This window comes from Hymenobacter telluris, assembly GCF_017313265.1.
GTDB lineage: Bacteria > Bacteroidota > Bacteroidia > Cytophagales > Hymenobacteraceae > Hymenobacter > Hymenobacter telluris.
This window is the reverse complement of sequence record NZ_JAFLQZ010000010.1, coordinates 81462-107537: the sequence shown is the minus strand read 5'-3', so window position 1 is coordinate 107537 and position 26076 is coordinate 81462. Positions and strand designations below refer to the sequence as shown.

At 57.1% G+C, this 26076-nt stretch carries 27 protein-coding genes; 13 read left to right on the top strand and 14 right to left on the bottom strand.

What is annotated here, in order from left to right; all coding sequences use genetic code 11:
- The first annotated feature begins 149 nt into the window (after positions 1–149).
- Complete coding sequence (gene rho / locus J0X19_RS15250; protein ID WP_206985247.1) at positions 150–2516, top strand: transcription termination factor Rho; 2367 nt, start codon at positions 150–152, stop codon at positions 2514–2516.
- A gap of 142 nt (positions 2517–2658) precedes the next feature.
- Complete coding sequence (locus J0X19_RS15245) at positions 2659–3321, top strand: DsbA family protein (protein WP_206985246.1); 663 nt, start codon at positions 2659–2661, stop codon at positions 3319–3321.
- Positions 3322–3504: 183 nt separating this feature from the next.
- Here J0X19_RS15245 and J0X19_RS15240 read toward each other — a convergent pair whose 3' ends face one another.
- The 4 genes from J0X19_RS15240 to J0X19_RS15225 form a co-directional block, all read right to left on the bottom strand.
- Positions 3505–4128, bottom strand: coding sequence for a hypothetical protein (locus J0X19_RS15240; protein ID WP_206985245.1), 624 nt, complete (start codon positions 4126–4128; stop codon positions 3505–3507).
- 84 nt (positions 4129–4212) lie between these two features.
- Entirely contained in the window at positions 4213–5082 is an 870-nt protein-coding gene (locus J0X19_RS15235) for a UbiA family prenyltransferase (protein ID WP_206985244.1), read from the bottom strand.
- A 73-nt stretch (positions 5083–5155) separates the two neighbouring features.
- Positions 5156–5947, bottom strand: coding sequence for a class I SAM-dependent methyltransferase (locus tag J0X19_RS15230; protein WP_206985243.1), 792 nt, complete (start codon positions 5945–5947; stop codon positions 5156–5158).
- A 94-nt stretch (positions 5948–6041) separates the two neighbouring features.
- Positions 6042–6503, bottom strand: a complete 462-nt coding sequence (locus J0X19_RS15225) for a hypothetical protein (protein WP_206985242.1) — start codon at positions 6501–6503, stop codon at positions 6042–6044.
- A gap of 750 nt (positions 6504–7253) precedes the next feature.
- Between J0X19_RS15225 and J0X19_RS15220 the strand changes: the two genes are divergently transcribed.
- The 9 genes from J0X19_RS15220 to J0X19_RS15180 all read left to right on the top strand — a co-directional run bounded on the left by J0X19_RS15220 (position 7254) and on the right by J0X19_RS15180 (position 15754).
- Complete coding sequence (locus J0X19_RS15220; protein WP_242582736.1) at positions 7254–7895, top strand: hypothetical protein; 642 nt, start codon at positions 7254–7256, stop codon at positions 7893–7895.
- A gap of 136 nt (positions 7896–8031) precedes the next feature.
- A complete protein-coding gene (locus tag J0X19_RS15215; protein ID WP_206985241.1) occupies positions 8032–8325 on the top strand; it encodes a winged helix-turn-helix domain-containing protein in 294 nt (97 codons plus the stop codon).
- Between the two features lie 49 nt (positions 8326–8374).
- Positions 8375–9829: a B12-binding domain-containing radical SAM protein gene (locus tag J0X19_RS15210; protein ID WP_206985240.1), complete on the top strand. Its 1455-nt coding sequence runs from the start codon at positions 8375–8377 to the stop codon at positions 9827–9829.
- Positions 9830–9872: 43 nt separating this feature from the next.
- Positions 9873–11516 (top strand): DUF4153 domain-containing protein, encoded by a 1644-nt coding sequence (locus J0X19_RS15205; RefSeq protein WP_206985239.1) that lies wholly within the window; start codon positions 9873–9875, stop codon positions 11514–11516.
- Positions 11517–11561: 45 nt separating this feature from the next.
- Positions 11562–11801 carry a hypothetical protein gene (locus J0X19_RS15200; protein ID WP_206985238.1) on the top strand — a complete coding sequence of 80 codons (240 nt, stop codon included), beginning with the start codon at positions 11562–11564 and terminating at the stop codon, positions 11799–11801.
- Between the two features lie 13 nt (positions 11802–11814).
- Entirely contained in the window at positions 11815–12240 is a 426-nt protein-coding gene (locus J0X19_RS15195; protein ID WP_206985237.1) for a ribosomal maturation YjgA family protein, read from the top strand.
- Positions 12241–12374: 134 nt separating this feature from the next.
- Positions 12375–12767, top strand: a complete 393-nt coding sequence (locus J0X19_RS15190; RefSeq protein WP_206985236.1) for a hypothetical protein — start codon at positions 12375–12377, stop codon at positions 12765–12767.
- A 52-nt stretch (positions 12768–12819) separates the two neighbouring features.
- Positions 12820–13155, top strand: coding sequence for a hypothetical protein (locus J0X19_RS15185; RefSeq protein ID WP_206985235.1), 336 nt, complete (start codon positions 12820–12822; stop codon positions 13153–13155).
- A 223-nt stretch (positions 13156–13378) separates the two neighbouring features.
- Positions 13379–15754 (top strand): transglycosylase domain-containing protein, encoded by a 2376-nt coding sequence (locus J0X19_RS15180; RefSeq protein ID WP_242582734.1) that lies wholly within the window; start codon positions 13379–13381, stop codon positions 15752–15754.
- A gap of 9 nt (positions 15755–15763) precedes the next feature.
- On the opposite strand, the gene J0X19_RS15175 is transcribed toward J0X19_RS15180, so the two are convergent.
- From J0X19_RS15175 to J0X19_RS15155, 5 genes are all read right to left on the bottom strand, one after another.
- Positions 15764–16024 carry a BPTI/Kunitz domain-containing protein gene (locus J0X19_RS15175; protein ID WP_206985234.1) on the bottom strand — a complete coding sequence of 87 codons (261 nt, stop codon included), beginning with the start codon at positions 16022–16024 and terminating at the stop codon, positions 15764–15766.
- Positions 16025–16103: 79 nt separating this feature from the next.
- Positions 16104–16778, bottom strand: a complete 675-nt coding sequence (locus tag J0X19_RS15170; protein WP_206985233.1) for a hypothetical protein — start codon at positions 16776–16778, stop codon at positions 16104–16106.
- 27 nt (positions 16779–16805) lie between these two features.
- Positions 16806–17720, bottom strand: coding sequence for a TIGR01777 family oxidoreductase (locus tag J0X19_RS15165; RefSeq protein ID WP_206985232.1), 915 nt, complete (start codon positions 17718–17720; stop codon positions 16806–16808).
- A 130-nt stretch (positions 17721–17850) separates the two neighbouring features.
- Positions 17851–18525, bottom strand: coding sequence for a GTP cyclohydrolase I FolE (gene folE / locus J0X19_RS15160; protein ID WP_206985231.1), 675 nt, complete (start codon positions 18523–18525; stop codon positions 17851–17853).
- Positions 18518–18925 carry a 6-pyruvoyl trahydropterin synthase family protein gene (locus J0X19_RS15155; protein WP_206985230.1) on the bottom strand — a complete coding sequence of 136 codons (408 nt, stop codon included), beginning with the start codon at positions 18923–18925 and terminating at the stop codon, positions 18518–18520. The genes folE and J0X19_RS15155 overlap by 8 nt, the downstream gene beginning before the upstream one ends.
- Before the next feature lie 256 nt (positions 18926–19181).
- Between J0X19_RS15155 and J0X19_RS15150 the strand changes: the two genes are divergently transcribed.
- Positions 19182–19889: a hypothetical protein gene (locus J0X19_RS15150; RefSeq protein ID WP_206985229.1), complete on the top strand. Its 708-nt coding sequence runs from the start codon at positions 19182–19184 to the stop codon at positions 19887–19889.
- Between the two features lie 102 nt (positions 19890–19991).
- On the opposite strand, the gene J0X19_RS15145 is transcribed toward J0X19_RS15150, so the two are convergent.
- A complete protein-coding gene (locus tag J0X19_RS15145; protein WP_206985228.1) occupies positions 19992–20579 on the bottom strand; it encodes an inorganic diphosphatase in 588 nt (195 codons plus the stop codon).
- A gap of 18 nt (positions 20580–20597) precedes the next feature.
- Positions 20598–23579 (bottom strand): M1 family metallopeptidase, encoded by a 2982-nt coding sequence (locus J0X19_RS15140; RefSeq protein ID WP_206985227.1) that lies wholly within the window; start codon positions 23577–23579, stop codon positions 20598–20600.
- 142 nt (positions 23580–23721) lie between these two features.
- On the opposite strand from J0X19_RS15140, the gene J0X19_RS15135 reads away from it, so the two are divergent.
- Positions 23722–24123 (top strand): hypothetical protein, encoded by a 402-nt coding sequence (locus J0X19_RS15135; protein ID WP_206985226.1) that lies wholly within the window; start codon positions 23722–23724, stop codon positions 24121–24123.
- A gap of 81 nt (positions 24124–24204) precedes the next feature.
- Here J0X19_RS15135 and rplS read toward each other — a convergent pair whose 3' ends face one another.
- From rplS to rimM, 3 genes are all read right to left on the bottom strand, one after another.
- Positions 24205–24585 carry a 50S ribosomal protein L19 gene (gene rplS, locus J0X19_RS15130; protein ID WP_206985225.1) on the bottom strand — a complete coding sequence of 127 codons (381 nt, stop codon included), beginning with the start codon at positions 24583–24585 and terminating at the stop codon, positions 24205–24207.
- 179 nt (positions 24586–24764) lie between these two features.
- Positions 24765–25442, bottom strand: a complete 678-nt coding sequence (trmD, locus tag J0X19_RS15125; RefSeq protein ID WP_206985224.1) for a tRNA (guanosine(37)-N1)-methyltransferase TrmD — start codon at positions 25440–25442, stop codon at positions 24765–24767.
- A gap of 15 nt (positions 25443–25457) precedes the next feature.
- Positions 25458–26039, bottom strand: a complete 582-nt coding sequence (gene rimM, locus J0X19_RS15120; RefSeq protein WP_206985223.1) for a ribosome maturation factor RimM — start codon at positions 26037–26039, stop codon at positions 25458–25460.
- Positions 26040–26076 lie beyond the last annotated feature (37 nt).

The following is a 26076-nucleotide window of genomic DNA, read 5'->3' as shown; positions in this document are numbered from 1 at the left end:
GCTGCTCCCGTTACCACTCCCCTCAGTTCTGTCCTGAATACCTGTGCTGTCTGCCGTTTTTGCGGCTCCTAGGTATAGCCCACATATGGGCAATGTACCGCTGTTGGTTGTGCTTCTGCTTTTGATTTTTCCCTCCCCTCATTGCCTCTATGTACACTATTGAAGAGTTGAAGGACCGTCTGCTTTCCGACCTGAAGGAAATTGCAGAAGAACTCAACGTCGGTAACTTTAAGAAACTTAGCAAGCAGGATCTGATATATAAGATTCTCGACCAGCAGGCCCTTATCCCCGCCGACAAGCTGCCCCCTAAGATTCAGCCAGCCGGTAAGGCCCGCCCCGAACAGCCTTTTTCTGATGTAGCCGTGGCGGAAGTTGCCGAGGTAGCAGCTCCCGTTGAGGCAGCTGCTCGCCCCATAGTTGCGGCGCGGGCTGCCGCACCCGCCCGCGCTGCCGCTGCCACCCGCACGGCCACTTCGCGCACCGCTGCTCCGGCCCGCACCCCCAATGCCGGCCGCACGAAAGCGGCCGCCGCATCGGCCGCTGCTACCGTTGACGCACCAAGTGACGTAGTTGCTCCTGCTGCCCCAGCTGCCGAAGTAGCGCCCACCGCGCCGGAAGCACCTGCTGCTGTTGCCGAAGCCCCCGTGGCCGTAGCATCAACCGCAACGCCCGAAACAACGGCTCCTGCTTCCGAAAACCCTGCTCCGGCTTCTACAGAGCGCCCAGTGAAGGTTTTCCAGCGCCCGGAGCGCCGCACGCGCGAAGCCAACAACCGCAATACCCGCCCCACGCCCGAATTGCCTTTCGAGGTGGATTCGGCGCCGGCCGGCACCGATACGCCGCTGGAAACCGCCGTGGAGCGCGCCCCGTTTCTGCCACCCGCTGCTGCCGAAGTAACTCCTGAAACACCCGCTTCTGCTACCACCGAGGCCACCCCAGCCGCCGAAGTAGCGCCCGTATCCACTCCGGCTCCTCGTATTTTCCGGCCCGAGCAAAACGGCACTACGCCCCGCACCCCGCGCGACCAGCCGCGGGAGCGGGAGTTCCGCTCCGACCGGGACTCGAACCAGCCCCGCGACCTGCGTACCGACCAAAACCGTGAAGCACGACCCACTTCTGATGTAGCCCGCACCAATGATGGCCGCGCTACGGATGGAGTTCGGGACATGCGCGACTTCCGCAACGAACCCCGCACCGGCGACCAGCCTCGTACCGAGCAGCGCGACCAGAACCGCCTGCCCCGCGACCCGCAAACCCGCCCCGACCGGGAGCAGCGCCGCGAAGACCGGTATGCTGCCCGCGAATTGCAGCGCCAGCAGCGCCAGGAAGCCAACGGCCAGGCGCGTGAGCCTCGCCCCGATGCCAACGGCCAGCAGCAGCAGCGCCCCCGCAACGACTTCGATATTACGATTCCCGGCGAAGGCACCCTGGAAATGATGCCCGATGGCGGCTACGGCTTCCTGCGCAGCCCGTTCTACAACTACATGGCCTCGCCCGACGACATTTATGTGGCCCCGGCGCAGGTGAAGCAGTTTTCGCTGAAGGCCGGTGACACGGTGAAATGCACCATTCGGCCCCCGCGTGAAGGCGAAAAATACTACGCATTGGTTGGTGTGGACAGCATCAACGGCCGGGCCATGGAAGAAGCCCGGGACCGGGTGCCCTTCAACAGCCTCACGCCCCTGTTTCCGGAGGAACGCCTGAAGCTTACCACCAAATCGGCGCTCTACAGCACCCGCATTCTGGATTTGTTTGCTCCTATTGGCAAAGGCCAGCGCGGCTTGATTGTGGCGCAGCCCAAAACCGGTAAAACAGTGCTGTTGCAGGAAATAGCCAACGCCATTTCTGAAAATCACCCCGAGGTGTACCTCATGATTCTGCTCATTGATGAGCGGCCCGAGGAAGTAACGGACATGACCCGCTCGGTGAAGGCCGAAGTGCTCAGCTCCACCTTCGACGAAACGCCTGACCGCCACGTGAAAATCACGAGCATTGCCCTAGATAAGGCCAAGCGCCTTGTGGAGTGCGGCCATGATGTGGTAATTCTGCTGGACTCGATTACCCGTTTGGCCCGCGCTTACAACGCCGTACAGCCCGCTTCCGGCAAAATTCTGTCGGGTGGTGTGGATGCTAATGCTTTGCACAAGCCGAAACGCTTCTTCGGGGCGGCGCGCAACGTGGAAGATGGTGGCTCGCTCACCATCATTGCCACGGCCCTCATTGAAACCGGTTCGAAAATGGACGAGGTTATCTTCGAGGAATTCAAAGGCACCGGCAACATGGAATTACAGCTAGACCGCAAGCTGGCCAACAAGCGCATCTTCCCGGCCATCGACGTGCCGGCCTCCGGTACCCGCCGCGAAGACCTGTTGATGAGCAAAGACGAGCTAAGCCGCATTTGGGTGCTGCGCAAGTTCATGGCCGACATGACCCCTTCGGAGGCCATGGAATTCCTGAAAGACCGCATGAAAGGCACCAAAGACAACCTGGAATTCCTGGTGTCGATGAACGGCTAACTTTGCCGAACCGTAGTTAGAACAACAAGCAGCGCGTCATGCTGAGCTTGCCGAAGCATCTCTCCCGCCAAACTAATCATATAGTGTTGCGGGAGAGATGCTTCGGCAAGCTCAGCATGACGTTCTTTTTAGCTTTCATCCAATGACTCAACCAACACCTTCCGCCACCGACCGGCCCGAACTACTCTACATCTTCGACCCACTTTGTGGCTGGTGCTACGGCATGAGCCCGGTTATCCGGCGCGTGCAGCAGGAATTTGCCGGCCAACTGGACGTGTCGGTGCTGTGCGGCGGGATGGTAACGGGGGAGCAGGTAGGCGCAATTGGCGAAGATTGGCACCACATCAGCAACGCCTTGCAGCAGGTAGCCCAAACGACCGGTGTGCAGTTTGGGGCGGCGTTTCGGGCGTTGGGTGAGGAGGGCAGCTACGTGCAGGATTCTGAGCCGCCGAGCTGGGCCATCAATGCGTTCCGGCAGCTCAATCAGGCGCAGGTAGCCAGTTTCGCCCACGCGGTGCAGCACGCGTATTTCCACGATGGCGCCGACCTTAACGAGCCTAAAACATACGTGCCACTGGCAACTGCCCACGGCGTAGATGCCGCCGAGTTTCTGCGCCGCCTCACGCTACCCGAAACGGCTACCGCCACACGGCAGGAGTTTGCAGCGGTGGCCAGAATTGGTATCCAAGGTTTCCCTACCAGCGTGCTGCGGATAGGTAGCCAGGGCTACGTGCTGGCCCGCGGGTATCAGCCATACGAAGTGTTTGCTGACGGCATACGGCAGGCGTTGGAGCAAGGCCATTAAGCTGCCATTCCAGCCAAAGGAAGAAGCTGGATTCCATCAGGCTGTGTGAAGCGCAAGCCATTTACAACAGGCCATAACTATAAGGCCGTCATTCCGAGCTTGGCGAGGAATGACGGCCTTTATTGGTTTTATGTCTACACAGCCAGGTTGAACCCCGATTCCTCTCTTTGGTCGGAATGACAGTTAGCTGCCGAAACCGGGTAGGTGTACTACTTGCTTGGCGCCCGGCGACCAGGCAATGCGGCGCCGGTCTTCTTTGCCAACCAGGTAGCTGAAACTCACGGCATCGGGGCGCTTAATCAGGTCGTCCCAGGCGGTGCGAGGGATGGAGTTATCGGTGGGGTAAACGGCTTTGGAAGTGAGGGCCGGCTTTTGGAAATTCTTATCGGCGAAGAACTCATCCATGCGGCGGCGCACGTAGGCTTCGCGCTCCGCCGCGGTGGCGGTTGGGGTTTTCATTTCATACACCATAGCGGCCTCCAAATCCTCGGCGGCCAGCATCTCGCGGAAAATCACCTGGCCGCTGGCATCGGTTACCGTGAAAGTGGCCTTGCCGGTCAGAATGTCCTTGCCGCGCATTTCCAGCTTAAACACATCGGGTGCCCCAGGGTTCGAGAAAACGTGCCGTTTGGTTACCGTTTTCAGCGTGTCGGACTGGGCGCTGGTAGCACTGGCGCGGGTGGTATCGAGCGGCTCTACTTGCGTGACTGTATCAGCCGTGGAGGTGGTGGTAGTGGCCTGGCGGGTGTCGGGGGTAGAGCAGGCAGCCGCGAAACCAAGCAGCGAAAGCAGAAAAAAGCGACGCATAACGCAATACAGGATGGTATGGGTCTGCCATACGCAAAATCGGCTATACTGTTCAGCCTGCCGAGCTACGGCAACAAAGCGCAGCTACCAGAGTAGCATCAAGATAAACGCCGCACTCATGCACAAGGATGATACCTGGTTCATGCGCATGGTGTGCTCGAAGTCGGCGGCGGCGGGGTTTTGCCACACGGCATACACCCAACGCCCGAATAGCGCCACCACAGGACCAGTAGCCACCAGAAAAATCAGGAGGTGCCCGACCTCGTTGCGCAGCCATAATGTGTAAGCCAGCACCGCCGCCCCAGTCAGCAACCCAATGGCCGCAAACACAAACGTGCCCCGAATGCCTAGCAGCAAGCTCAGGGTTTGGTCGCCGCGGCGGGCGTCTTCCTGGTGCTGGTATACCTGCGTAAGCGGGTAGGAACCGCACAAAAATAAGCTACTCACCAGCGCCAGCAGCAAATTGGTTGGCTCCAGTAGGGCCTCCTGAGTGGCACCTGCGCCTACTTGGGTCATCAGGAAGGTGAAAGCCCCTTGAAATACTACCACCACCGCCGTACTCACCAGTGGGTATTTCTTCAGCCGGATGCCTTCGTAGCTGTACGCCTTCGACACCAGCAAATACACCGCTACCAACAGCCCGAACAGCGGGTTCAAGAGCACGCCACCCAGCACGGCCAGCGCATCGAACAGGTACACCAGATGCAGCAGCTCCCTGGATACCTTGGGGGGGCGCTTCAGGCCGCCAATGCTGCCCTCGTCTCGGTCGTAGTAGGAGTTGTAACCGTTGGAGGCTGGGTAGGCTAGCAGATGCAGTACTACAAACACCCCTGCGGCCTGCCACGCGCTAAACGGCTCACGCATGGCGCTCAGCCCAAACCAGAATACCGGCATCAGGTAGATGGAAAACGGGATGCGCAGCAGGAGTAAGGCGCGGCGGTAAGGCTGTAGCATAGCTTCGGTAGGGGGGGCGGCCGCAGGCAACACCTGTTGCCTGCGGCTGGAGGCTCACAGTGCAAGCTAAAGCTTACGCTACATTTTTCGGTGTCCCAATCAGGTAAGTCACTTCGGGGCCCCACCAGTGGCGCACTTTGCCCGCTTGCCACTGGAAAACACTGGTAGGGTCGGCGCGGTGGGCGAGGGCCAGCAGCTGCGCCGGCGGATACATCCGTAGGATAGACACGGTACCGTCCCAGATGGTGAACAGCGGAATCAGCGGCACCAGGTAGGTGAAAAATAGCCGGCTCAACCGAAACGGACGCATAAAAGGCGTGAAAAGCAACTGCGCCACGGGCAGCACCGTCCAGGCCAGCGCAATTTCCAACCAGTGCTTGCCAGCGCCCTCAAACACGCCAATACCGGCTCGTTGGCGCACGGCATCGGCCAGTAAGGCTTCGGCGGCAGCTGGCGGAAAATGATGAAAGGCCGAAAAGACCGTCCGAAACCCCGGCAGCGCTGATGGTACCGCCAGGGCATCGACTGGGGTAGCTGCGTAAGCTAAGCCGGGTGTACGTTCCGCGAGTAGCTGCCACGCCGCTGGCTGTGGGTACAGGTCGGTGAGGGTGATTTGCGTGTTGGGTAAGCCGGTGGCGCGCAATTGACGCAAGATGCCTTCGGTACCACCGCCTGCCCCGGCGCACAACTCTAGCAGCTGCAGCGAATTGGTGCGTTGCATGGCTTCGCGGAGCAGCGGCACAATGGGCTGGTAGGTGCCCAGCCACGAAATCATGAAGCGCAAATAGTCCATCATGCCCGCCCTGATAACGCGCGGAAACCAGGGCAGGTCTTCAAACTCGAATAGCTGGAGGCGGATTTTCACCCTGCTACCTACGCGCAATAAGGCTCTGGCGGTTATGGCAGCCGGGGCGCAATGGAGCTAGTGCATTTGCAAGGCGCGTTGTAAAACGCCGGTGCTAGCTCAGGAGCAGCCGATTATCCTGCTTTTTGGGAAACAACGCCGCCGTGGAAGTTTTGCCGCCGGAGCTATACAGCCAGAATACAGTCAGCAAGCCCGCCGCCAGGTAGGGAACCGACATTTCCAGCAAGCCCCAAAAAGTGGCGAAAGGCAGCAGCAGGTGCAGCAGCTCGTTGGCAGCCAGAAAGAATAGCGTCACGCCCAGCAAAGCCACCGACCGGCGGGAGCAAGCCGGGCAGAAGCGGGCTACTAAAGCAAAGAAAGGCAAGGCCAACGGCACGAGCGGGAGCGTGATAAGGGCAGCCAGCAAACCAGCCGCTATGGCAATAGTGCTGTCGTTGAGGTGGTGGGTTAGCGCGAAACCCACGCCTAGCAGGAAAGTGCCGCCTATGTTGCTAAGCAGCCACAGCAGCAGCGTGCGGGTGATAGTGGATTGGATAGAGGTAGAAGAAGTTAGCATTACGGTAAAGAACAGATAGTGGGAGAGAAAAACGTTCAGGGTGACACTACGGAAACTCCCATGGTGCTGGAAGCTGAACGAGGGTATCTACGAACCACTAAAACGGCTAGGATTCTACCGGAATGGACTTGTTTGGGAAAATAGGTGTTCCAATTTGAATTAAGAATACTGCAAACCATCCCGCTTTGATTCAGCGCGGAAATAAGCGCCGTCCCAGCCACCACGCTACTCCCACCGAGGATAGGAGCCATGGTGAGCTCAAGGCGAAGAATAGGAGTGCGGAATATATAGGAGGTAGCATATGGGGGCCTGTATAGTCGAATAGAACCCAGGTTAGCCATAGCAATAAGACAGAGCTAATTGAAACCAATGCAACACCAACTATCAGATTGAGTATAGAGGTGGCGCTAATAAAAATGCTTCGCACAATAGCTCTTTGTACCAGCCCGACTAATATGGCAGGGAGGCCTAAAACGAAGGCAACCGCCACTGACATTAAGAGCAAGCCTAATAAATCTTGTAACCCTATCGAACTCCAAGAGAAGGACCTTTTGTGCTGGAGCCTATAGTACCAACTATCCAGTGACAGCAAAAACAAGCTGCCCACTAACACCATTCCCCAGCACCAGGAAAGCCAGAAATGCCGCTGGGCTAGTGCCTGAAAATCCTGCTGCATGAAAAATAGTTAGTATTGTTTCTTGCAAAGAAGCGGATGTTTGCTGTGCTTTGCAATACAAAGTGCTTTTAGATATGATGAAGCCTGCCGTCGACCCCTTAGCCCAACTCACCGAGATTCGCGCCATCATGGAGCGCTCCTCCCGCTTCATCTCGCTTAGCGGCCTTTCGGGCGTTGGGGCCGGGGTAGTGGCCTTAATTGGCTCGGGAGTAGGGCATTGGTACCTGAAGCGCGAGTATGGTGCCCAAGGGTTCCTGCGGCTGCTGGAAAGCACTGAGTCGGAACGAATATTGGTGCTGCCGTATTTGTTGCTGCTGGCGGGCGGTATGATTGTGGCGGCGCTGGCCGTGGCCGCATTTTTCACGTTCCGCCGGGCCCGCAAAGCGGGTCAGCCTCTCTGGAGCACCCTGGGGCGGCGGCTGGCCGTAAGCCTCATGATTCCGTTGGTGGCGGGTGGGCTATTCTGCATTGCGCTGTTTCTGCGCGGGGCCGTGAGCTTGGTCGTGCCGGGGCTGCTGCTGTTCTATGGCCTGGCTTTGCTGAACGCCAGCAAATACACCCTCGACGAAATTCGGTGGCTGGGCCTCACCCAGATAGCGCTTGGACTACTAACTATTTTGCTGCCTGGGGCCGGATTGCTGTTCTTTGCGCTCGGTTTCGGGCTGGGCCACATCGGCTACGGCCTGCTGATGTACAACCGGTACGAGAGGAGTTAGCAGAGAAGGAGCGACAAGCCAGAAGTTAGAAGGGGTGGTACCCAACAGTGAAAACTTTCAGCTTTGCTTCCCAAACCTCACCTTCTACTTTTCTTTTACCCTTCTAACTCCTGGCTCCTAACTTCTAGCTCCTTACTTGAAACACCTCATTCACACGCTCAATAAAGCATTTGACCACCGCGTGCGGCTGGGCGTGATGGCCGTGCTCATGGCCAACGATGGCGTAAGCTTCACCGACCTGAAGGAAGCCCTCGACCTAACCGATGGCAACCTGGCCAGCCACGTGGCGGCCCTGGAAAAAGCGGGTTATGTGGAAGTGAGCAAACAGTTTGTAGGCAAAAAGCCAAATACCACTTATACCGCTTCCAAAGAAGGAAAGCAGGCTTTCCAAGACCATCTAACGGCGTTAGAAAAATTGCTCCGAGGGTAACTGATATTTTTTTGCGCTTAAACTTTGAAATACAAAGCTCTTTGTGATTATGAAAGTAAAGCTCATTCTTCCGGCGCTTACCGAGGCTACAAACCCTTACTGGCGGCCTATCAAATACTCGTTGTTTCCGCCGTTGGGGCTGGCCACGCTGGCGGCCTATCTGCCCTCCGACTGGGAAGCTGACCTGCAAGATGAGCATGTAGAGTCCCTGCGTCTCGACGACTCACCGGATCTGGTTGTGATTCAGGTATACATTACCAATGCCTTCCGGGCTTACGAACTAGCGGACCACTACCGGGCCGGTGGTGCTTACGTGTGCTTGGGCGGCTTGCACGTCACGAGCCTACCCGAGGAAGCGGCACCCCACGCCGACAGCATATTTCTGGGGCCGGGCGAAGAAACGTTTCCCACTTTTCTGGTTGAGTGGCAAGCAGGGCGGGCGCGGCCCCGCTATACCTCGGGGGCAGGCCGCACCCTGGTGGGGGTGCCGCCCATCCGCCGGGAGTTGATTAAGCGGGAGTTGTATCTGGTTCCCAACTCGATAGTAGTAACGCGGGGCTGCCCGCACCACTGCGACTTTTGCTACAAAGACGCCTTTTTCGCGGGTGGCAAGTCGTTCTACACCCAAAGTATTGATGATGCGCTGGCCGAAATCAGCCGGCTGCCCGGCCGCCACCTCTATTTTCTTGATGACCACCTGCTAGGACACACGCGCTTTGCAACGGGGCTGTTTGAAGGCATGCGCGGCATGGAATGGCTGTTTCAGGGCGCGGCCACCGTCGACAGCATTTTGCGCGACAACGGGCTGCTGGAAAAAGCGGCCCGAGCGGGACTACGCAGCCTGTTCGTGGGCTTTGAAACTCTGAGCCCCATTAACCTGCGCAGCAGCAACAAGCCCCAAAACCTAGGCCGCGACTACGCGGCGGCTATCCGGCGCCTGCACGATTTAGGTATCATGATCAATGGCAGCTTTGTGTTCGGCCTTGATGACGACCGGCCCGACGTGTTTGCGCGCACTGTGCAGTGGGCCGTTGAGCAGGGTATTACCACTGCCACGTTTCACATTGCCACGCCCTACCCAGGCACCGCTTTCTATGCTGATATGGAGCGCCAGGGCCGGCTGCTGCACCGCCGCTGGAACGAGTACGACACCCGTACCGTGGTGCATCAGCCCGGCCCTCACCTCACGGCGCAGCAGCTGAAAGACGGCTACGACCAAGCCTACCGCGACTTCTACTCCTGGCGAAATATCACCAAAGCCAGCCTCACGCACGACACACTCCGCCACCAGCTCAAGCACTTTGCGTATGCCGGCGGCTGGAAAAAGTTTGAGCCGCTCTGGAACACCATCATTAAGTCGCGGCAGTTGCATTCGATGCGGCCGGTGCTGGAAGGTATTCTGAGCAAAGTACGCAGTTCCGTTACCCAAACTGGCCCTGCCGAAACCCCGCTGACATCCGCTCCAGCCGATCTGTTTCTGCCGCTGCCGGTGCTACCGCAGTAGCCTCCGCTCCAGTTTCTCCTGTCTTCAATCTTCATCCACGCATATGAACCACTCTATTCCCGTGGCCGGCTCCCGGTTTGCGCCCACCGATGCTCCCACGCCGCAACTCACGCTCAGCACCATCCAGAAAGTGGCGCTGCCGGTTGGTGCCATCCTGTTCGATTTGCTGTTCTGGCACGAGCGGGCCGCTTTAAATATGCTGCTCTACACCTTGTTTGTAGTGGGTGTGGTGCTGGCGCAGTTGCCCCGGCACGCACTGCAATGGCGTTCGGGCTACTTCCGCCTGACGCTGGCCGGCACCGTGCTAAGCGCGGCTATGGTGGCCTGGTACGGCTCGGGGGCGGCGCTTTTGGCTTGCGTAGCTTCGCTGGCGGTATGGCTCGGCTACCTCAATCAGCCGCACCTGAAGCTGGTCAGCAACGCCTTGTTTACGGCTATTGGCAGTGCTTGGCAGATGCTACCGGGGTTGGTAAGCCTGGTGCGCTTGCCCGATAACGTAGGCGGACGGGTGGGCCGGGCCTGGTTCTATGGGCGGCTGCTGGGCGTACCCCTGTTGGCGCTGGGCGTGTTCCACGTGCTGTTTCTGATTGCCAACCCGGTGTACAGCCAACTCACCAGCCGGGCGCTGGCGGCAGTAGGGGAGTGGCTGGAAATGCTGTTCGAGAACCTATCGGTGCCGCACTTGCTGTTTTTTCTGCTGGGGTTGGCCCTGACTGGTGCTGCCCTGGTGCTGGTGCCGGTGCACTACTTCACGGATCAGGAGTCGCGCCTTGGGGAGTTCATCACGCGGCAGCGCGACCGGGTGGCCTCCTTTGCCGTGCGCCGCCCCGACTTCCGCCCCCGAAACTTCCGGGCCCTCGATTTGCGCAAGGAATACCTAATGGCGCTCAGTTTGCTGGGGTTGGTGAACGTGCTGCTGCTGGTCGTCAACGTCATCGACATCAACTGGATTTGGTTTGGGTTCAAACCCGCGCCCAACTTCGACCTCACGCAATTTGTACACGAGGGTACCTACGTGCTGATTCTGAGCATTCTGGTGGCCATGGGGATTGTGCTGTGGTTTTTCCGGCGCAATCTTAATTTCTATGAGCGGGGCCTGCCGGTACTGCGCGGCCTGGCTACGGTGTGGGTGCTGCAAAACGCGGTGCTGGCCGTGTCGGTGGGGCTGCGCAATTACTACTACATCGTCAATACGGGCCTGGCTTACAAGCGCATCGGGGTGTATGGCTTCCTGCTGCTCACGTTTTTCGGGCTGGTTACGGTACTGCTCAAAATCTGGCAGCACCGCTCGGCCTTCTCGTTGGTGCGCCTGAACGCGCTGGCGGCTTACCTGCTAATGGTAGGGCTGGCCTGCGGCAACTGGGAAATCTGGATTGCGCGCTACAACCTGCGCCCCGAGCTGCAAACCCTCGACTACGGCTTCCTGCTCGACATGCCCGACCGGGTGCTGCCCGAACTGGCTGCTCACCAGCAGGCACTCACCCAGCGCCACCTCGTGCACGAGAGCTACAGCGGCACCTGGGAAAAGCTAGACCCCACCGCCGCCAAACGCAGGCTTCAGGAGCGCATCCAGGAGTTTAAGGCCCTGCAAGCCGCCCGCCACTGGCCCAGTTACACCTACGCCGACTGGCAGGCGGCTGCGCAAGTGAATAAGCGAATGAATGAGGGGAGTCCTCTACGTCAGTAAGCTGCCGCAACCACTTCCCCACTCACTCATTCACTTATCGAAGATATGCTCCTTCAACTCTCTCTGACCGTCTTGGCCCTGCTGGTATGCGTCGGCGACGTGGCAGCGCTGGCCTTCCTGCTGTCGTGGCAAGACCACGCCGACAACCCCATTTCCCGCCGCCAACGCCTGCTGACGGGCGTATTGCCAGCCAGTTGCGTGCTTTTGTTGCTGTTGCTGGGCGCGGTGTTTTTTCTGATGATGCTGTGGTCGCCGCAAGGGGCGGCATTGCTGGCGGGCCGTTGATACTTTCTTTGAGATGGAAGCTCAATTTACGCGCCACCGCCGCCGGGCGTGGTACGCGGCGTGGGCGCTCCTCACGATGCTGGCCGGGCTGGCCTCGCGCTGGCCGGCGCTGGAACTACCCCATTTCCTGGCCACCTATGCCGGCGATACACTGTGGGCTCTGCTGGTTTTCTGGCTGCTCGGGCTGGTATTCGCGGGTAAGTCCAGTAGCTGGGTCGCCACCGTGGCGCTTGGCTTCGCCTTTCTCATTGAAGCAAGCCAGCTTCTCCAAACGCCTTGGCTAAACAGCCTGCGCGCGACGCTGCCGGGCCGCTTGGTGCTGGGCCGCGGCTTCCTGTGGCGCGACTTGCTCTGCTACGCCGTGGGTGTAGCGCTGGGCTGGCTGCTGGAAACCGGCTGGCAGCATTGGCAAACCCATCGGGATAAGCCAATAACATAGAATCTGTTTATACCCGTCACGCAGTAGTGCGGGGCTTGTCCCCGCCCGTCGGTGCACGACATCGTGGTAGCCCCACCAACCGGGCGGGGACAAGCCCCACACCCTACTGTTGATGACCTTAACTGCCTTTTTCAATGCAAATCGTGAAAGAGTACCCGTTCAAATCTGGCTACCAGCCTCGGCCAACTACTCCGCCCGGTCGGGCGCTGAGTGTGCTGGTGGCTGTGTGCGCCGTGCTGTGGGTGTGGTGGATGGTGCCGTACTTCTGGCCGCAGCTTGATACTTACGGAGTCAATAGCCTGTTCAATTGGCTGGAGGTGGCCTTGCCGCTAAGCAACGGAATAGTGCTCTGGTGGGTGACCCGGCCGATGTGGAAAAGCCCGCAGCTCGATACCCGGCAAGAGCTCAAACGCAGCTTTGTGCTCTTGCTGAGCGTGCTGTTTCACCTGGCTTCGTTTGCTCTGGTAGTAGGCGTAATTCTAGTGTTTGGTGGAACTGCTGTGGAAGCTGTAGACGCTATCAGATAGTGAAGTTTTCTGTGGCCACTTTGTCTTATCGTTCTTTCAAGTTGCTAGGCTTATGAACCAGCTACAGCTTTTTGCGGCTCGGGCATTACGGGCGTTGCCTACGTCGTTGTGGTGGGTGCTGGGGGCGCTGGTAGGGGCCATACTCAGCATCAACCTCGAAAAAGAGGTTTCCCCACACACACCCGCCGCAGCCAGGGTAGCCCATTGGGTGGTAAGATTGTGCTTACTGGTACTGCCGCCGCTGGGCGTGGTATGGCTGTGGCGGGTGGCGGCCGGGGTGGGGCACGCCGGCTGGCGGCTGCTGTGGTATATGGCCGCGCTGGGCGCTACGGGACTTTCGGTGGGGGTGGTGCTACTGGTACTGTTCGGGTTGATAGTCTGGCTGTAATGCGGCTGCGCTGGCACTATTCCAGTGGTTGTTGTCGTTAGAACACTGCGTACCTCCGCGCTTTTCCTCTGCGTACCTCTGCGAGAAATACCGTTGTGTAATGCCACTTGGCTGCTATGGAGAAGGCAACCCAACAAAAACGGCAGGCCAGCCCGCGCCTAACTGGTATATTTACCACTTCTTGACCTGCCACCCCAGGAAGTTGTTGCCCAATCTGCTCTGAATGTCCGTTCCAAGACTGCCGAAAACAAACCCTACTCCCAAGCCGCGCCGGCCGTGGTCTAACCGTGCGGCACGAGCCATTTGGGCCCTTTTCGTGCTCGGCGTGGGCACCTTTCTGCTCTACCCGATTCTGGTGAGCATGAACTTTATGTTCCTGTTTGGCAAGTCGCCGAGCCTGGAAGAGCTGGAAGACCCCAAGGTAGAGCAGCCTTCGGAAATCTACACCGCCGATGGGGTGCTGCTGGGCAAGTACTTCCGCGAAAACCGGGTGCCGGTGGCCCTCAATAAAATGTCGCCGCTGCTGATTAAGGCGCTGGTTGCCACCGAAGACGTGCGCTTCTACGAGCACTCGGGCATCGACCTGACGGCGCTGGCCCGCGCGGTGGGCGGCGTGCTGAGCGGCAACCCCAGCGGCGGCGGTTCTACCATCACCCAGCAGCTCGCCAAAAACCTCTACAAAACCCGGCGCGGCGAAACCCGCGGCGGCCTCGGCTACATCCCCGGCGTAAGCACGCTCATCAGCAAAACCAAGGAGTGGCTGACCGCCGTGGAGCTGGAGCGGCGCTACACCAAAGAGGAAATCCTGCGGATGTATTTCAACACCGTGGAATACGGCTCGAAAGCCTACGGGATTAAAGTAGCCGCCAAAACCTTCTTCAGCACGTCGCCGGATAGCCTTACCGCCGAGCAGGCCGCCACGCTGGTAGGCATGCTCAACAACCCTACCGCCTACAATCCGCGCTTCCACCCCGAAGCTGCCCGCAAGCGCCGCAACCTGGTGCTCACGCGCATGGGCCAGGCGGGTGTGCTGCCCGCTGCCGAAGTGGCCGCGCTCCAGCAAACGCCCATTCAGCTGAAGTATCAGTTCGAGCAGCACATTGACGGGCCGCCGACGTACTTCCGGGGGGCCGTGAGCCAGTTCGTGAACAACTGGTGCGAGAAAAATGGCTACGACATGTACCGCGACGGACTGCGCATCTACACCACCATCGACTCGCGCATGCAACAGTACGCCGAGGAATCGGTGCAGGACCGCATGAAACGGCTGCAACAGCAGTTTGATAGGTTCTGGAAAAACCGGGACAAAAACCCGTGGGTGGATGAGGATGGCAATGAAATTCCGAACTTCATTGAAACCCAGATGAAGCGCACCGAGCAGTACAAGGAGCTGGCGGCCCGCTACAAAGGCCAGCCGGCTCTGCTCGATTCGGCACTGCACCGCAAGCGGCCCACCAAAGTATTCACCTGGAAAGGCGACGGCGACACCACGCTGCTACTTTCCCCCCTCGATTCGCTGGCGTACTATAAGCACTTCCTGCACGCCGGCATGATGACCATGGACCCCTTCACCGGCCAGATTAAAGCCTGGGTGGGTGGCCTCAACTACCGCTTCTTCCAGTACGACCATGTGCGCCAGGGCAAGCGCCAGGCCGGTTCCACGTTCAAGCCCTTCGTGTACCTCACCGCCATCGACAATGGCTACGCGCCCTGCGACCGTATTCGGGATGAGCGGGTGACCATCAACTATGTGGAGAACGGCAAGGACATGGAGTGGAAGCCCGATAACGTGACCCGCGAATACACCGGCATCAACATGACCTTGCGCCAAGCCATGGCCCGGTCTGTGAATTCGGTGACAGCTCAGTTAACGGAGCGGGTGGGCTGGGAGAACGTGGCCAAGTACGCGCACAAAGTCGGCATCAAGAGTCCGTTGCTGTCGGTGCCCAGCATCGGCCTCGGCTCGGGTGGCGACGTGAGCGTGTACGAAATGGTGAATGCCTACAGCACCTTCGTCAACCAGGGTTTCCAGTCGGAGCCCATGATTGTAACGCGCATCGAGGACCGCAACGGCAACGTCATCAAGCAGTTCGACCCCAGACAGCGGCGTGCCATTTCGCCCGAAACGGCGTGGCTGATGCTCTATATGCTGCGCGGCGGCATGGACGAGCCCGGCGGCACCTCGCAGGCCTTGTGGGAGTACGAGCTATGGAAAAAGAACAACCAGATCGGCGGCAAAACCGGTACCACCTCCAACTACTCTGATGGCTGGTACATGGGCGTCACCAAAGACTTGGTAACTGGCGTGTGGGTGGGCGGCGAAGACCGAAGCATCCACTTCCAGGGTTCCCAGCAGGGCGAAGGCGGCCGTACGGCATTGCCCATCTTCGGCAAATACATGGAGAAAGTGTATGAGGATACCGACTTAGGTATTACCATGGGTCCGTTCCCCAAGTACCCCGGTAAGATTTCGCGCAAGTACCAGTGCGTATCCGAGCAGCCGCGCCGCCGCCGCGTTGAGCCCGTCGATTCTATTGTGGCGGATAACCTGCTGGAACAGATTAACAGCGGTGCGGTAGCCGTACCCGATAGTTTGTAGCTACTGGCACTATTTACAGCCGCAGTCTTCGCACTCTTTCAGCGTAACAAAAGGAACTACCCCGGCGCAGCCACCCCAAGTAAACTGCTTACACTTCTTCTCTTTCGGGTCGAAGTAGTAGCGGGGTATAGCCGCGTTGCACAAGCCTGCATCGGGCACCAGCGAACAGGCGGCAGCTTGTTCAGGGCTTGGAATGTCGTTTTCCTTGCGGCAGCAAGTGGCCGAGTAAAGTAAAGCAGTAGCAGATAGCAGGAGTAGAGTCTTCTTCATGCAATGAAGAGCTTGATAGCGAGGCTATGGTTGCATAAAGCACGTAGGGGTGTGGCATTACCAGCTTCTACCGAATTGCTTACATGGAATTAAACAAGCCTGAATAAGCTATAGGGTAAAGCACTTCGTAGGTCCAATCGTTGGGAGCATTCATGATGCGCCGCGCTATAACGGTTTTCTGACCTATATGGTAAGCGCGAAGTACAGCTACAATAATGTGTTGTGCTTGCGTAGTGTTTGTAGTGCTAAAGAGCATATTTCCTCCACCTGGGCCTAAGTCGCCTGCGGTCCAATGCCCAATGCCAGCAGCAGTTAAGGCCGCGTCTATATCATCTTCTACTTCTTGGCGCAGTGTCAAAACTGCCAAGTCACCGCCATCATCAGGTGCGGGCCGGATCTGAACGAATAGCTCCTGCGCTTTTTCTGAAGGCTGCCAATATTTTTGCTGTTTGGTCAACATTTGACGAACAGAGTCCAGTTGCATATCTGCAAAAGGCTGGTTCTCTAAAATTCGTTGCTGCGTGCCTCTTTTATCGGCGTCCCAAATAGCGTAGCTCAATAAACGAGAGCCAGCGAATTTGTCTGTAACAACCCGCTTTACACGTACCGTGTCACCTACTTTCTGATACATGCAAAAACGCTCAGTTGGCACATCCGATGTATCAATCTCGGAATCGTCAACCTTACGAGAAATACAGCTTGCAAGTGTACCAAGGCCAAATCCGATTATAACTGCGACGGAACGATAACCCATACTGAGGAACAGACTGACATGCAGGCACTACTCCTCCTCGTAGAACGATTCCAGCGCGGGCTTCAGGTGCGGATACTCGAAGGTGAAACCCTGCCGGAGTACCTTTTCGGCACTCACTCGTTGGCTGGCCAGCACAATTTCGCTCATCTCACCCATCATCAGATTCAAGGCAAACTCCGGCACTTTGGGCAGCACCAGCGGGCGGTGTAGTACGCTAGCCAGAGTTTCGGTGAATTCCTTGTTGGTGACCGGGTGCGGCGAAACGGCATTGTAGGTGCCCTGCCACTGCGGTTCTTCCAGCATCTGAACCAACAGGCGGCACAAGTCATCGAGGTGAATCCAGGACATGTACTGCTTGCCGGTGCCCAGCGGAGCACCGGCCATCATCTTCACGGTGCGAGCCAGGGGTACCAGCGCGCCGCCTTCCGGGCTCAGCACAATGCCAATGCGCGTTACCACCGTGCGGATGCCGAGCTTCTCCACGTCGTGCGCGGCGGCCTCCCATTTCTGCGACACATCCACCAGAAAATCGGTAGCCGAAGCGGCCGGCGTTTCCTCGTTTACTACCTGGTCGCCACTGTCGCCGTAAATGCCGATAGCCGAAGCCGATACGAAAGCCCGCACATGGTGCCCCGGCTTGGCTAGTTCCCGCGCCAGCAGCCCCGTGCCTCCCAAGCGGCTGGTCAGGATTTCGCGCTTGCGCTCCTCGGTCCATTTGCCTTCCGACACGCTGGAGCCTGCCAGATTAATAATGTAGTCGGCGTAGGGTACGGCAGCCTCGTCAATGGTGCCCGCTCGCAAATCCCAGCGGAAGCTCCGGTAGCGGCCGGTGCCGGGCTGGCGGCTGAGGAGGGCTACCTCGTAGCCGGTATCAATAAGCATCTCGGCAAGGCGAGTGCCAATCATGCCGGTACCACCGCTGATAAGGACTTTACGAGACATGGGACGGTTGCTGGTATAGGTGGGCTAAAGTAGCAGCGTGTTTGAAAGGAGGGCTGCCAGAACACTGAATTGGAAAACAGCAGCAACCTATCATTTAAACCAGAATAATCAGAAATATTCTTTCAAAACATTATTTGCCGATCATCCGCAGAAACTCAGCCCGCAGCGCAGCATCCTGCGCGAATACTCCGTTGTATTCGGCCGTAATGGTGGAACTGCTGGTATCGTTTACCCCGCGGCTCATCACGCAGAGGTGGTCGGCCTCAATCAGCACCGCTACATTATCGGTGTGTAAAGCCAGTTTTAGCTCCTCGGCAATCTGCCGGGTGAGGCGCTCCTGCACCTGCGGTCGACGGGCGTAATATTGCACCACCCGGTTGAGCTTGCTTAGTCCTACTACATGTTCACCCGGCAAATACGCCACGTGCGCCTTGCCAATAATAGGCACGAAATGATGCTCGCAGCACGAAAACAGCGTGATGTCGCGCTCCACTAGCATCTGCTGGTACTGGTAACGGTTGTCAAACAGCCGAACCTCGGGGCGATGCTCCGGCGAAAGGCCCCGGAACCACTCCTGCACGTACATCTTGGCTACCCGGCGCGGAGTGCCCGCCAAGCTGTCGTCGGTGAGGTCAAGCCCGAGCAGATGCATGATTTCGCGGAAATGCTCGGTGATGCCCGCTATTTTTTCTTCTTCCGTCAGCTCAAACGCGTCCGCCCGCAGGGGAGTGCGCAAATCAGCCGACAAGTGAGTATCGACGGGTGGGGTGCCCCCAAGGGGAGAAGTTGGCACGGAACTATCCATGGTATTCTACAAAATTGCGCTCGGTCTCATACAAAGTAACCGAGAGGGTCAGGTGCGCATCCAGATGCTGGCGCAACCGGTTCCAGATAACCACCGAAATGTTTTCGGCCGTTGGGTTTAATTCACGAAACTCCTCGGTATCCAAGTTCAGGTTCCGATGGTCAAAGGTATCGAGAATCTCACGTTTAATGAGGTCACTCAATAGCTTCATATCATACACATAGCCGGTTTCGGGGTTGATTTCTCCCGTCAGGCGCACAATCAACTCGTAATTGTGGCCGTGGTAGTGCGGATTGTTGCACTTGCCAAACACACGTTGGTTCAGTTCGTCGCTCCAGGCAGGGTTATGAAGACGATGGGCGGCGTTAAAATGCTCTTTGCGGCAGACAGTTACAGGCATAGGAGACTAGAACTCGATGTTGTGGGTTTTAGTTTTGGTAATTAACCAAGATATAAGAGTACTCGTGTAAATACAGTAAATGGTATTTTTGTCAGTTAACCGGTATGTGATATAATCTATTTAATAAAAGATGATTTCCCTTAAAAAAATCAATCAAGGGCGTATTGGGTTGTTTTGTAAGTGTTTAAATTTGAAGAGTAGAAATTGAAAAATCGGACATAATCGAGACTAGCGTTTCACTCATCATTTTACTCACATGAAAAAAGGCGTACTCTTATCCCTGTTGATCTTTGTGCTGACGGCAACTGGTTACGCACAAAAATCCCCCGTTGATGAAACGGATATGGCCATCAAAGGTATTCCGCGCAAGGGCCAGCGCGTTACTATCCAGCTAGACAGCAAGCGGGTCGATGAATCGTGGAAGAAGCAGTTGGACACTCAGTTCGGTAGCAAGGTGAAGGCCGACAAGGGTGTTTATCAAATGGATGGTGTGGTTATCGAAGATATTTCGAAAACGCCGGTTCGCGTAATCAGCAAGGTGGATGCTACGCCTACGGGTACTTCGGTATGGTGGTCGGTTGACTTGGGCAATGCTTACTTGAGCAAGGATGCTACGCCGGTGCAGTGGAAAGCCAGCGAGAAATACCTGAAGGATTTCGCCCGCATGTTGTACCGCGAAGACCTTGCCGTGCAGGTAGCTGAAGCTGAAAAAGCGCTGGTTTCCACGCAAAACAACCACATTGCCGTAATCCAGAAGTCGGAGTCCATCAAGAAGGACATCGAGAAGAACAAACTCAAGAAGGTGGAGATTCAGCAGCAGCTGGCTCAGAACGCCGCCGAACTGTTGCAGTACAACAACATGGTGGACATGAACCTGAAAGAGCAGGAAGCCGCCCGCGCCGACATTGTGAACATGCGCGTGGCCCTGGAAGCTGTGAAGGAGCGCATGAACAAGATTGAATAGTGTAATAGTAAAGTAGGGAGGATAAGTAGGGAAATACAGAAAAAGCCGCTTCAGTTGAAGCGGCTTTTTGTTTTGCAGCTAATCCAGTAAGCAACTGGCGTTTTAGTTCATGGCCGATTTTACTTGTTGCTCGGCGGCCTTCTCATTTTTCCAGCTTACAATCCGGATTTCCCCTAGTCGGCCTTGGTGTAAAACCCATTGCTGGATTACAGTACGGGCCCCTGGGTAACGGGCTAACAGGTCTTGCCAGGTTGTTACATCGGGCAAGACCTGCTGGCTGGGGCGGGCGGGCACAGCCAACACCAAGTGCTGCAACTCCCCGTTGTCGTCGAGGGTAAGCAGACCAATGGGCAGCACTTCCAGCACGGTGCCGGCCGGCTGGGCTTCGGTGAGTACTAGTGCGGGTAGGGGCCGGGCAGTTTGGCCTATGTGGGTACCCGGCACAAACCCCATGTTGCCGGGGCACGGCAGAAATTCCACTACCAGCTCAAGGCCTGCGCGCCGCACGGGCACAAACTCGTGGGTGCTTGGATCATAGCGGTAGGCATGGTTGGTACCCGCAGGCATTTCCACAACCACCTGCATCAGCTTACGGTCGGTTGAGAAGGTAGGCAGATCCTCGTAGTGCTGCTGGCAACCCGCCAGCCAGCCGCTCAGCACCAGCACCGTACCACCAACGAAACTTCGCATGACTAGCTGTGAGGTGACTTATTGCGCTAATTGCTCGTCGAGCAGGCGGAACGGGCTGAGTTGGTTGAGGCGTAGCACGAAGCGAATCTGGTCGGTGAAATCCTTGCGGCCCGATGGGAAACCATTGCCATACTGGGAGCCAGCCACCGGGAAATAGAAACTCAGCACTTTTTTAAAGAGAGGAAGGCTGAGGCCAGCATCGTAAAACAGCCGTTGCGCGTTCCGGTCGGCTACTACCTGCGTCTTATTCTGGGTGGCTCCGAAATCAGCAAAGACGCCGAGTGGCGTTACCGGCAAGTCGGCCTGTAGATTCAGAGTGGTGAGCCATCCACGGGTAGCAACGGGCAGGAAAGCTTTGAAGGCACCATCCCGCTCATCAAACTGGTGGTACTGCCTCGCTAGGCTCGGCGAAATCTGCTGCCGGTCCAGAAACACGGTTTGACGACGGTAGTCGGGGCTGCCGCTCAAACCCATTTCAAAAGGAGCTGTCTTCGAATCTTGCAGGAAACTACCCCCAAACAACCGCACGGAGAAGGTTTTCTTGGGTGAGTAGTAGCGCAGATGGTTTATTTCGGCGCGTACCAACCCCGCTTGCAGGCTGGAGTTATCCTCGGAAAGGTTAGGCGTGAAGTAGTTGAACTCGATGTGGCCAGTCCAGCGCCGCACGGCGTTGTTGATGCGCAAGCCGTATTCCAAGGATTGAATGCTAGCAGTCAGGCGCGTATCCTGGTCGTAAACGGTGGTATTGGCCAGCTTCACGGTATGTTGTGCCCGGTCGTAGGCGGAGTGCGGTAGCTGCAAAGTGAGGCTAGGCTCCACCTTGCGGTACCGCTCGAAGCGCTGCACCTGCACCCCCAGAATGGCCCGGCGGGTAACCTGCATGGGCAGCATGTTCAGGTTCAGGATACCAATGCCGTTCAGCTCATTGCGGTTGAAACTGTACATCGGCATGGCCAAGTAACTGAACTTTTTCACGTTCAGAGGGCTGTTGTAAAACGCCGCCCCCAGCATAAACTTATCAGAGGTATTGGCCCCCAGCACAGGCAACCAGTTGATGGCGGCCCGGTCCCAGCGTTCCGGACTAAGTACCAGGCGAAGCTTAATCGGTTCCAGCGCCCGGAAGGTGCCGTCGGTTTTGAGCTTGTCGTCGCGGCGGTTGAACTGGGGCGTGACATAGGTAGGGTCGGCTACAATGGCGGCCACCCCTTCTTCCTTGAACAATAGCACGGCGCTGTCGTCTTCGTCAGTATTGGCAAAAGGCTGGGTCCACTTAGTTTCCAAGACTTTACCTTGGGCATCGAGCGTAGCCACCGGAAACGGAAACGGTGCGGGCGAATCATTGCGAACCAGCACCTTGCGCTGCCCTTTCTCCACCTTCGACTTGGCGACTACCGCGTTATAATGATGGGTGCCGTTGAGCATCGGACCAAAAAACCAGTTCAGCTTTTGTCCGGCTGTTTCTTCAAACACCGCTTGCATATCCTCAGGGTACGGATGCCGGAACTGCCACCGCTCATAGTAGGTGTGCATGGCCGCGTCGAACTTGTCTTGCCCCATGTAAGCGGCCAGGTAGTTCAGCAACGAGGCGGTTTTGCCATACATGATGATGGCGTAATTCGCTTTGCCGTAGTCAGCCGAGGTGATGTTGTTCACGGGCTGGTCGAGGCCACGGCTGGCCATTACCTGGTACGGAATCTGGTTGAGCGCCGCGTTGGTCAGGCCATCGGTGCCCAGCAACCGGCTGGCGCCCCCTTTGGTAGGCAGGCCCGCTAAAATGCCGCCCCCTTCGCCATGCAACTCCGCCACCCGGTTTTCCACGTAGGAGTTCACGCCCTCATCCATCCAGCCAAAATCCCGCTCATTGGTGGCCAGAATGCCGTAAAACCAGTTGTGGCCCACTTCGTGCACAATGGCTGAAGGCTGCGTTACGGTTACCATGGGGTACTCCATGCCTGAGCCCGCACTTAGGGCCCCGTCAACGGCCGTGGCGGCGCTGTACGGGTACTCGCCTACCCAGCGGGAATAGTACACCACCGCCGAATCCACGTCCTGTAAGCCTTTCAGCCATTTGGTAGCTTCTTTATTGGTGAACATCACCCAAGTGGCAACCTGGCGGCCCGAAGGGAGAGTAACACCGCTTTTGAGCACGTTGAAACGCTTGTCGGCAAACCAGGCAAAGTCGTGCACCCGGTCCTGCACGTAGCGCAGGGTTTTTGTGTCGGTAGCTGAAGCGGGAAACTTCAGGTCATTGCCGAAGTCGGCAGTTGTTTTCTTGAGGGCGGTGGCGGCCGCTAGCTGGTCGAGGCGGGTTTGCTCTTCGGGGTTTTGCAGCACGCCCGTCGCGCCTACCGTATAGTTGGCGGGTAGCGTAATACGCACATCAAACGAGCCAAATTCCGAGTAGAACTCGCCTTGGTCGAGGTAGGGCATGGGGTGCCAGCCTTTCCGGTCGTACACCGCGGGCTTGGGGTACCACTGGGTTATCTGGTAGCTCTGGTCGACGTGGCCAAAGCGGGAAAAGGAATCCGGAATCTTCACCCGGAATGGCGTTGTGATGGTAACGCTGGCCCCGGCGGCCAACCGTTGGGGCAGTACCAGCTTGGCCATATCGGGACTTTCGGGGTCGTATTCCAGCTTGGCCGGTTGCCCGTTCACCTGAAAGTCGAGTTGGTCGATGAAGCCTCGCTGCTCTTTGGTAGCGAAATGAAATTTGCGGCTATCGTTGCGGAGCTGCTGGCGGGCAAAGGCCGTGTTATCGTCGCGGTACGCGTTGGGCCACAAGTGAAACCAGATGAAGGGCAGCGCGGAAGGAGAATTGTTGGTATACACCAGTTCCTCACGGCCCGTGAGCATGTGCTGCTGGTCATCCAGAGTTACATCAATCGAGTAATTGACTTGCTGTTGCCAGTAGGCGGCCGGCGCCACCGGCTTGGCAGTAGGCTGCGACGACGCTACCAATGGAAGCACAAACAGCCAAAGGCCAGCTAGATAATTTTTCATGCAGAGCAACAAGGAACGAGACGATACAGAAACGAAAGTAACGGTCTAAAGCGTATTGCCGCGCTACAACCTTTGGTAAGCGCGCGTCGTTTGCACAAACAGTTCTTTTCCATGCCGCTCCGGCGGCCCAACTCTTTGCCCCATGTCCTTCCACAAACAGCCCAAAGACGACACCCAACACCAGAACCACCTCGACGGTACCACCAAAATCCTGAGTGGCAGCTTACAGGATGAAGCCGAGCGCGCCGGCCTCGACAACGCTTTACAGCGTTGGATTGAAGACGTGAAAGACGCTAATAACCCTGAGCTACACCAGATTGTAGTGGACCTGCAAGCGTTGAAAGCGCACTTCGGCGGCGGCTCCATCGACCACAAACTAGTGAGCCAGTTGTTGAGCCGCTTGGGCGAAAACACCACGAAAGCAGCCATCTTCGCCGACAATCCTAACACGGCGGAGCGTGTGACCAAGCTAGGCGAGGCACTAACGGCAGCTGGCAAGCAGGTGCAGAACCCGCAGAACTCAACCACGGAAGACGCTAGCTAGCCTAGCAGTAAATTGCTCATAAAAAAAGCCGGCCCCCTCTACACAGAGGGGGCCGGCTTTTTTATAGAATGCTGAAGAAACTTAAGCAGTTACTTTCTCAACAACGTTCAAACGACGCTCTTTGATACGAGCAGCTTTGCCCGACAGACCACGCAGATAGAACAAACGAGCCCGACGCACTTTACCACGACGGATTACTTCAATTTTGTCGATGTTAGGCGACAGGAGGGGGAAGATACGCTCGGTACCAATCTGGTTGGAAATCTTACGAACGGTGAAAGTTTCGCCGTTAGAGTTTGGGTTTTTGCGCTGGATTACAACACCCTGGAACTGCTGCACACGCTCTTTGTTGCCCTCACGGATTTTCACGTGAACATTGATGGTGTCGCCGGCAGCAAACTTAGGGAAGCTGGCGCGGCGCTCCTGGGATTCCTGCTGAATAAAATCGAGTAGTACGCTCATGGCTGAAAAACTGTGAAAGGACGGCCGCGCCGTCTATGGTTTCTGTTAAAGAGGCGCAAATATAGCGCTATGGTTTGAGGAATGCAACTTCCGTTGCAAGTAACTGAGCAGCTGTATGCCTAGAAGCTGATATGGCTGCAAGCACACAGCTGAAAATGCAGCGTTGTTAACCCGATAAGCTATTCCGCTAGCAGATCGGGGCGGCGCTGCCGGGTACGTTCGAGGGCCTGCTCATGCCGCCAAACGTCAATCTTGGGTGTGTTGCCAGAAAGTAGTATTTCCGGTACTTCCTGGCCTCGCCACTCGGCCGGCCGGGTATACACCGGTGGGGCCAGCAGGTTGTCTTGAAATGAGTCGCTTAGTGCTGATTCTTCGTTGCCCAGCACACCTGGCAGCAACCGAACCACCGCATCAACCAGAATAGCTGCCCCTAATTCGCCACCACTCAATACGTAGTCACCCACGCTGATTTCATGCGTGATGTACGCCTGCCGAATCCGCTCGTCTACGCCTTTGTAGTGGCCGCATAAAATCAGCAGGTTTCCAGCTAATGATAAGCGGTTCACCAATGGCTGGCGCATCGTTTCGCCATCGGGAGTCATGTAAATAACGGCATCGTAGGTGTGTTGGGCCAGCAACTCGTCGAAACAAGCCGCTATAGGCTCTACGCGGAGTACCATACCAGCCCCGCCACCAAACACGTAGTCGTCAATCTGCCCGTGTTTGTTGATGGCGTAGCGGCGTAAATCGTGCAGATAAATTTCGGCTAGGCCTTTATCCTGCGCACGTTTTACAATGGAATGCGCGAAAGGACTACCCAACAAATCAGGCTGGCACGTTACAATATCAATGCGCATGGCGAAGGGAATGAACTAGGCTTCCTCGAACTCGTCGGGCTCGTCTCGCTCCCGCGAGGCGGGCGTGAGATACACGTCGAGCAATCCTTCGGGCAGCGTCACGTGCAGCTTTTTAGCTTCCTGGTCGGCCCGCAAAATCAGCTCGTCTACCACCGGAATCAGCACTTCCTGCCCTTTATAGCGCATGGCCAGCACGTCTTGCTGCGGTAGCTCATAAAACGTCTCGACTTCGCCTAACTCTCCCAATTCGCTGTCAACAACCGTGTAGCCAATAACATCGTGGAAGTAAAACTGATCCTCAGCTAGCTTGGGCAGTTCGGCCAAAGGGCGGTAGAGCTTGGCGTTGCGTAGTGGTTCAGCCTCCTCAATCCGGTTGATACCCTTGAGCTTGAGCATCACCCGATTTTCGGCCTGCGGCTGAAGCTTTTCCACGTCGTAGGTAATCAGCTTACCAGGCGTAGTGGGCATTTCCAACAGCACCGATTTTACCTTGCGATAAGCGTCGAGGTCGTCTACGTCCAAAAAGGCTATTACAAACCCTTTCAGGCCGTGTGGCTTGCCAATAGAGCCGAGCAGGTAACAGTCGTCGAGCGTCATGAAATAGGTGGTTTAGTAAACGGGGAAAGGTGACCAG

Coding starts and splice junctions, on each gene's coding strand:
- rho (WP_206985247.1), top strand. CDS start 150: ATGTACACTATTGAAGAGTTGAAGGACCGTCTGCTTTCCGACCTGAAG.
- J0X19_RS15245 (WP_206985246.1), top strand. CDS start 2,659: ATGACTCAACCAACACCTTCCGCCACCGACCGGCCCGAACTACTCTAC.
- J0X19_RS15240 (WP_206985245.1), bottom strand. CDS start 4,128: ATGCGTCGCTTTTTTCTGCTTTCGCTGCTTGGTTTCGCGGCTGCCTGC.
- J0X19_RS15235 (WP_206985244.1), bottom strand. CDS start 5,082: ATGCTACAGCCTTACCGCCGCGCCTTACTCCTGCTGCGCATCCCGTTT.
- J0X19_RS15225 (WP_206985242.1), bottom strand. CDS start 6,503: ATGCTAACTTCTTCTACCTCTATCCAATCCACTATCACCCGCACGCTG.
- J0X19_RS15220 (WP_242582736.1), top strand. CDS start 7,254: ATGATGAAGCCTGCCGTCGACCCCTTAGCCCAACTCACCGAGATTCGC.
- J0X19_RS15210 (WP_206985240.1), top strand. CDS start 8,375: ATGAAAGTAAAGCTCATTCTTCCGGCGCTTACCGAGGCTACAAACCCT.
- J0X19_RS15205 (WP_206985239.1), top strand. CDS start 9,873: ATGAACCACTCTATTCCCGTGGCCGGCTCCCGGTTTGCGCCCACCGAT.
- J0X19_RS15200 (WP_206985238.1), top strand. CDS start 11,562: ATGCTCCTTCAACTCTCTCTGACCGTCTTGGCCCTGCTGGTATGCGTC.
- J0X19_RS15195 (WP_206985237.1), top strand. CDS start 11,815: ATGGAAGCTCAATTTACGCGCCACCGCCGCCGGGCGTGGTACGCGGCG.
- J0X19_RS15190 (WP_206985236.1), top strand. CDS start 12,375: ATGCAAATCGTGAAAGAGTACCCGTTCAAATCTGGCTACCAGCCTCGG.
- J0X19_RS15185 (WP_206985235.1), top strand. CDS start 12,820: ATGAACCAGCTACAGCTTTTTGCGGCTCGGGCATTACGGGCGTTGCCT.
- J0X19_RS15180 (WP_242582734.1), top strand. CDS start 13,379: ATGTCCGTTCCAAGACTGCCGAAAACAAACCCTACTCCCAAGCCGCGC.
- J0X19_RS15175 (WP_206985234.1), bottom strand. CDS start 16,024: ATGAAGAAGACTCTACTCCTGCTATCTGCTACTGCTTTACTTTACTCG.
- J0X19_RS15170 (WP_206985233.1), bottom strand. CDS start 16,778: ATGGGTTATCGTTCCGTCGCAGTTATAATCGGATTTGGCCTTGGTACA.
- J0X19_RS15165 (WP_206985232.1), bottom strand. CDS start 17,720: ATGTCTCGTAAAGTCCTTATCAGCGGTGGTACCGGCATGATTGGCACT.
- folE (WP_206985231.1), bottom strand. CDS start 18,525: ATGGATAGTTCCGTGCCAACTTCTCCCCTTGGGGGCACCCCACCCGTC.
- J0X19_RS15155 (WP_206985230.1), bottom strand. CDS start 18,925: ATGCCTGTAACTGTCTGCCGCAAAGAGCATTTTAACGCCGCCCATCGT.
- J0X19_RS15150 (WP_206985229.1), top strand. CDS start 19,182: ATGAAAAAAGGCGTACTCTTATCCCTGTTGATCTTTGTGCTGACGGCA.
- J0X19_RS15145 (WP_206985228.1), bottom strand. CDS start 20,579: ATGCGAAGTTTCGTTGGTGGTACGGTGCTGGTGCTGAGCGGCTGGCTG.
- J0X19_RS15140 (WP_206985227.1), bottom strand. CDS start 23,579: ATGAAAAATTATCTAGCTGGCCTTTGGCTGTTTGTGCTTCCATTGGTA.
- J0X19_RS15135 (WP_206985226.1), top strand. CDS start 23,722: ATGTCCTTCCACAAACAGCCCAAAGACGACACCCAACACCAGAACCAC.
- rplS (WP_206985225.1), bottom strand. CDS start 24,585: ATGAGCGTACTACTCGATTTTATTCAGCAGGAATCCCAGGAGCGCCGC.
- trmD (WP_206985224.1), bottom strand. CDS start 25,442: ATGCGCATTGATATTGTAACGTGCCAGCCTGATTTGTTGGGTAGTCCT.
- rimM (WP_206985223.1), bottom strand. CDS start 26,039: ATGACGCTCGACGACTGTTACCTGCTCGGCTCTATTGGCAAGCCACAC.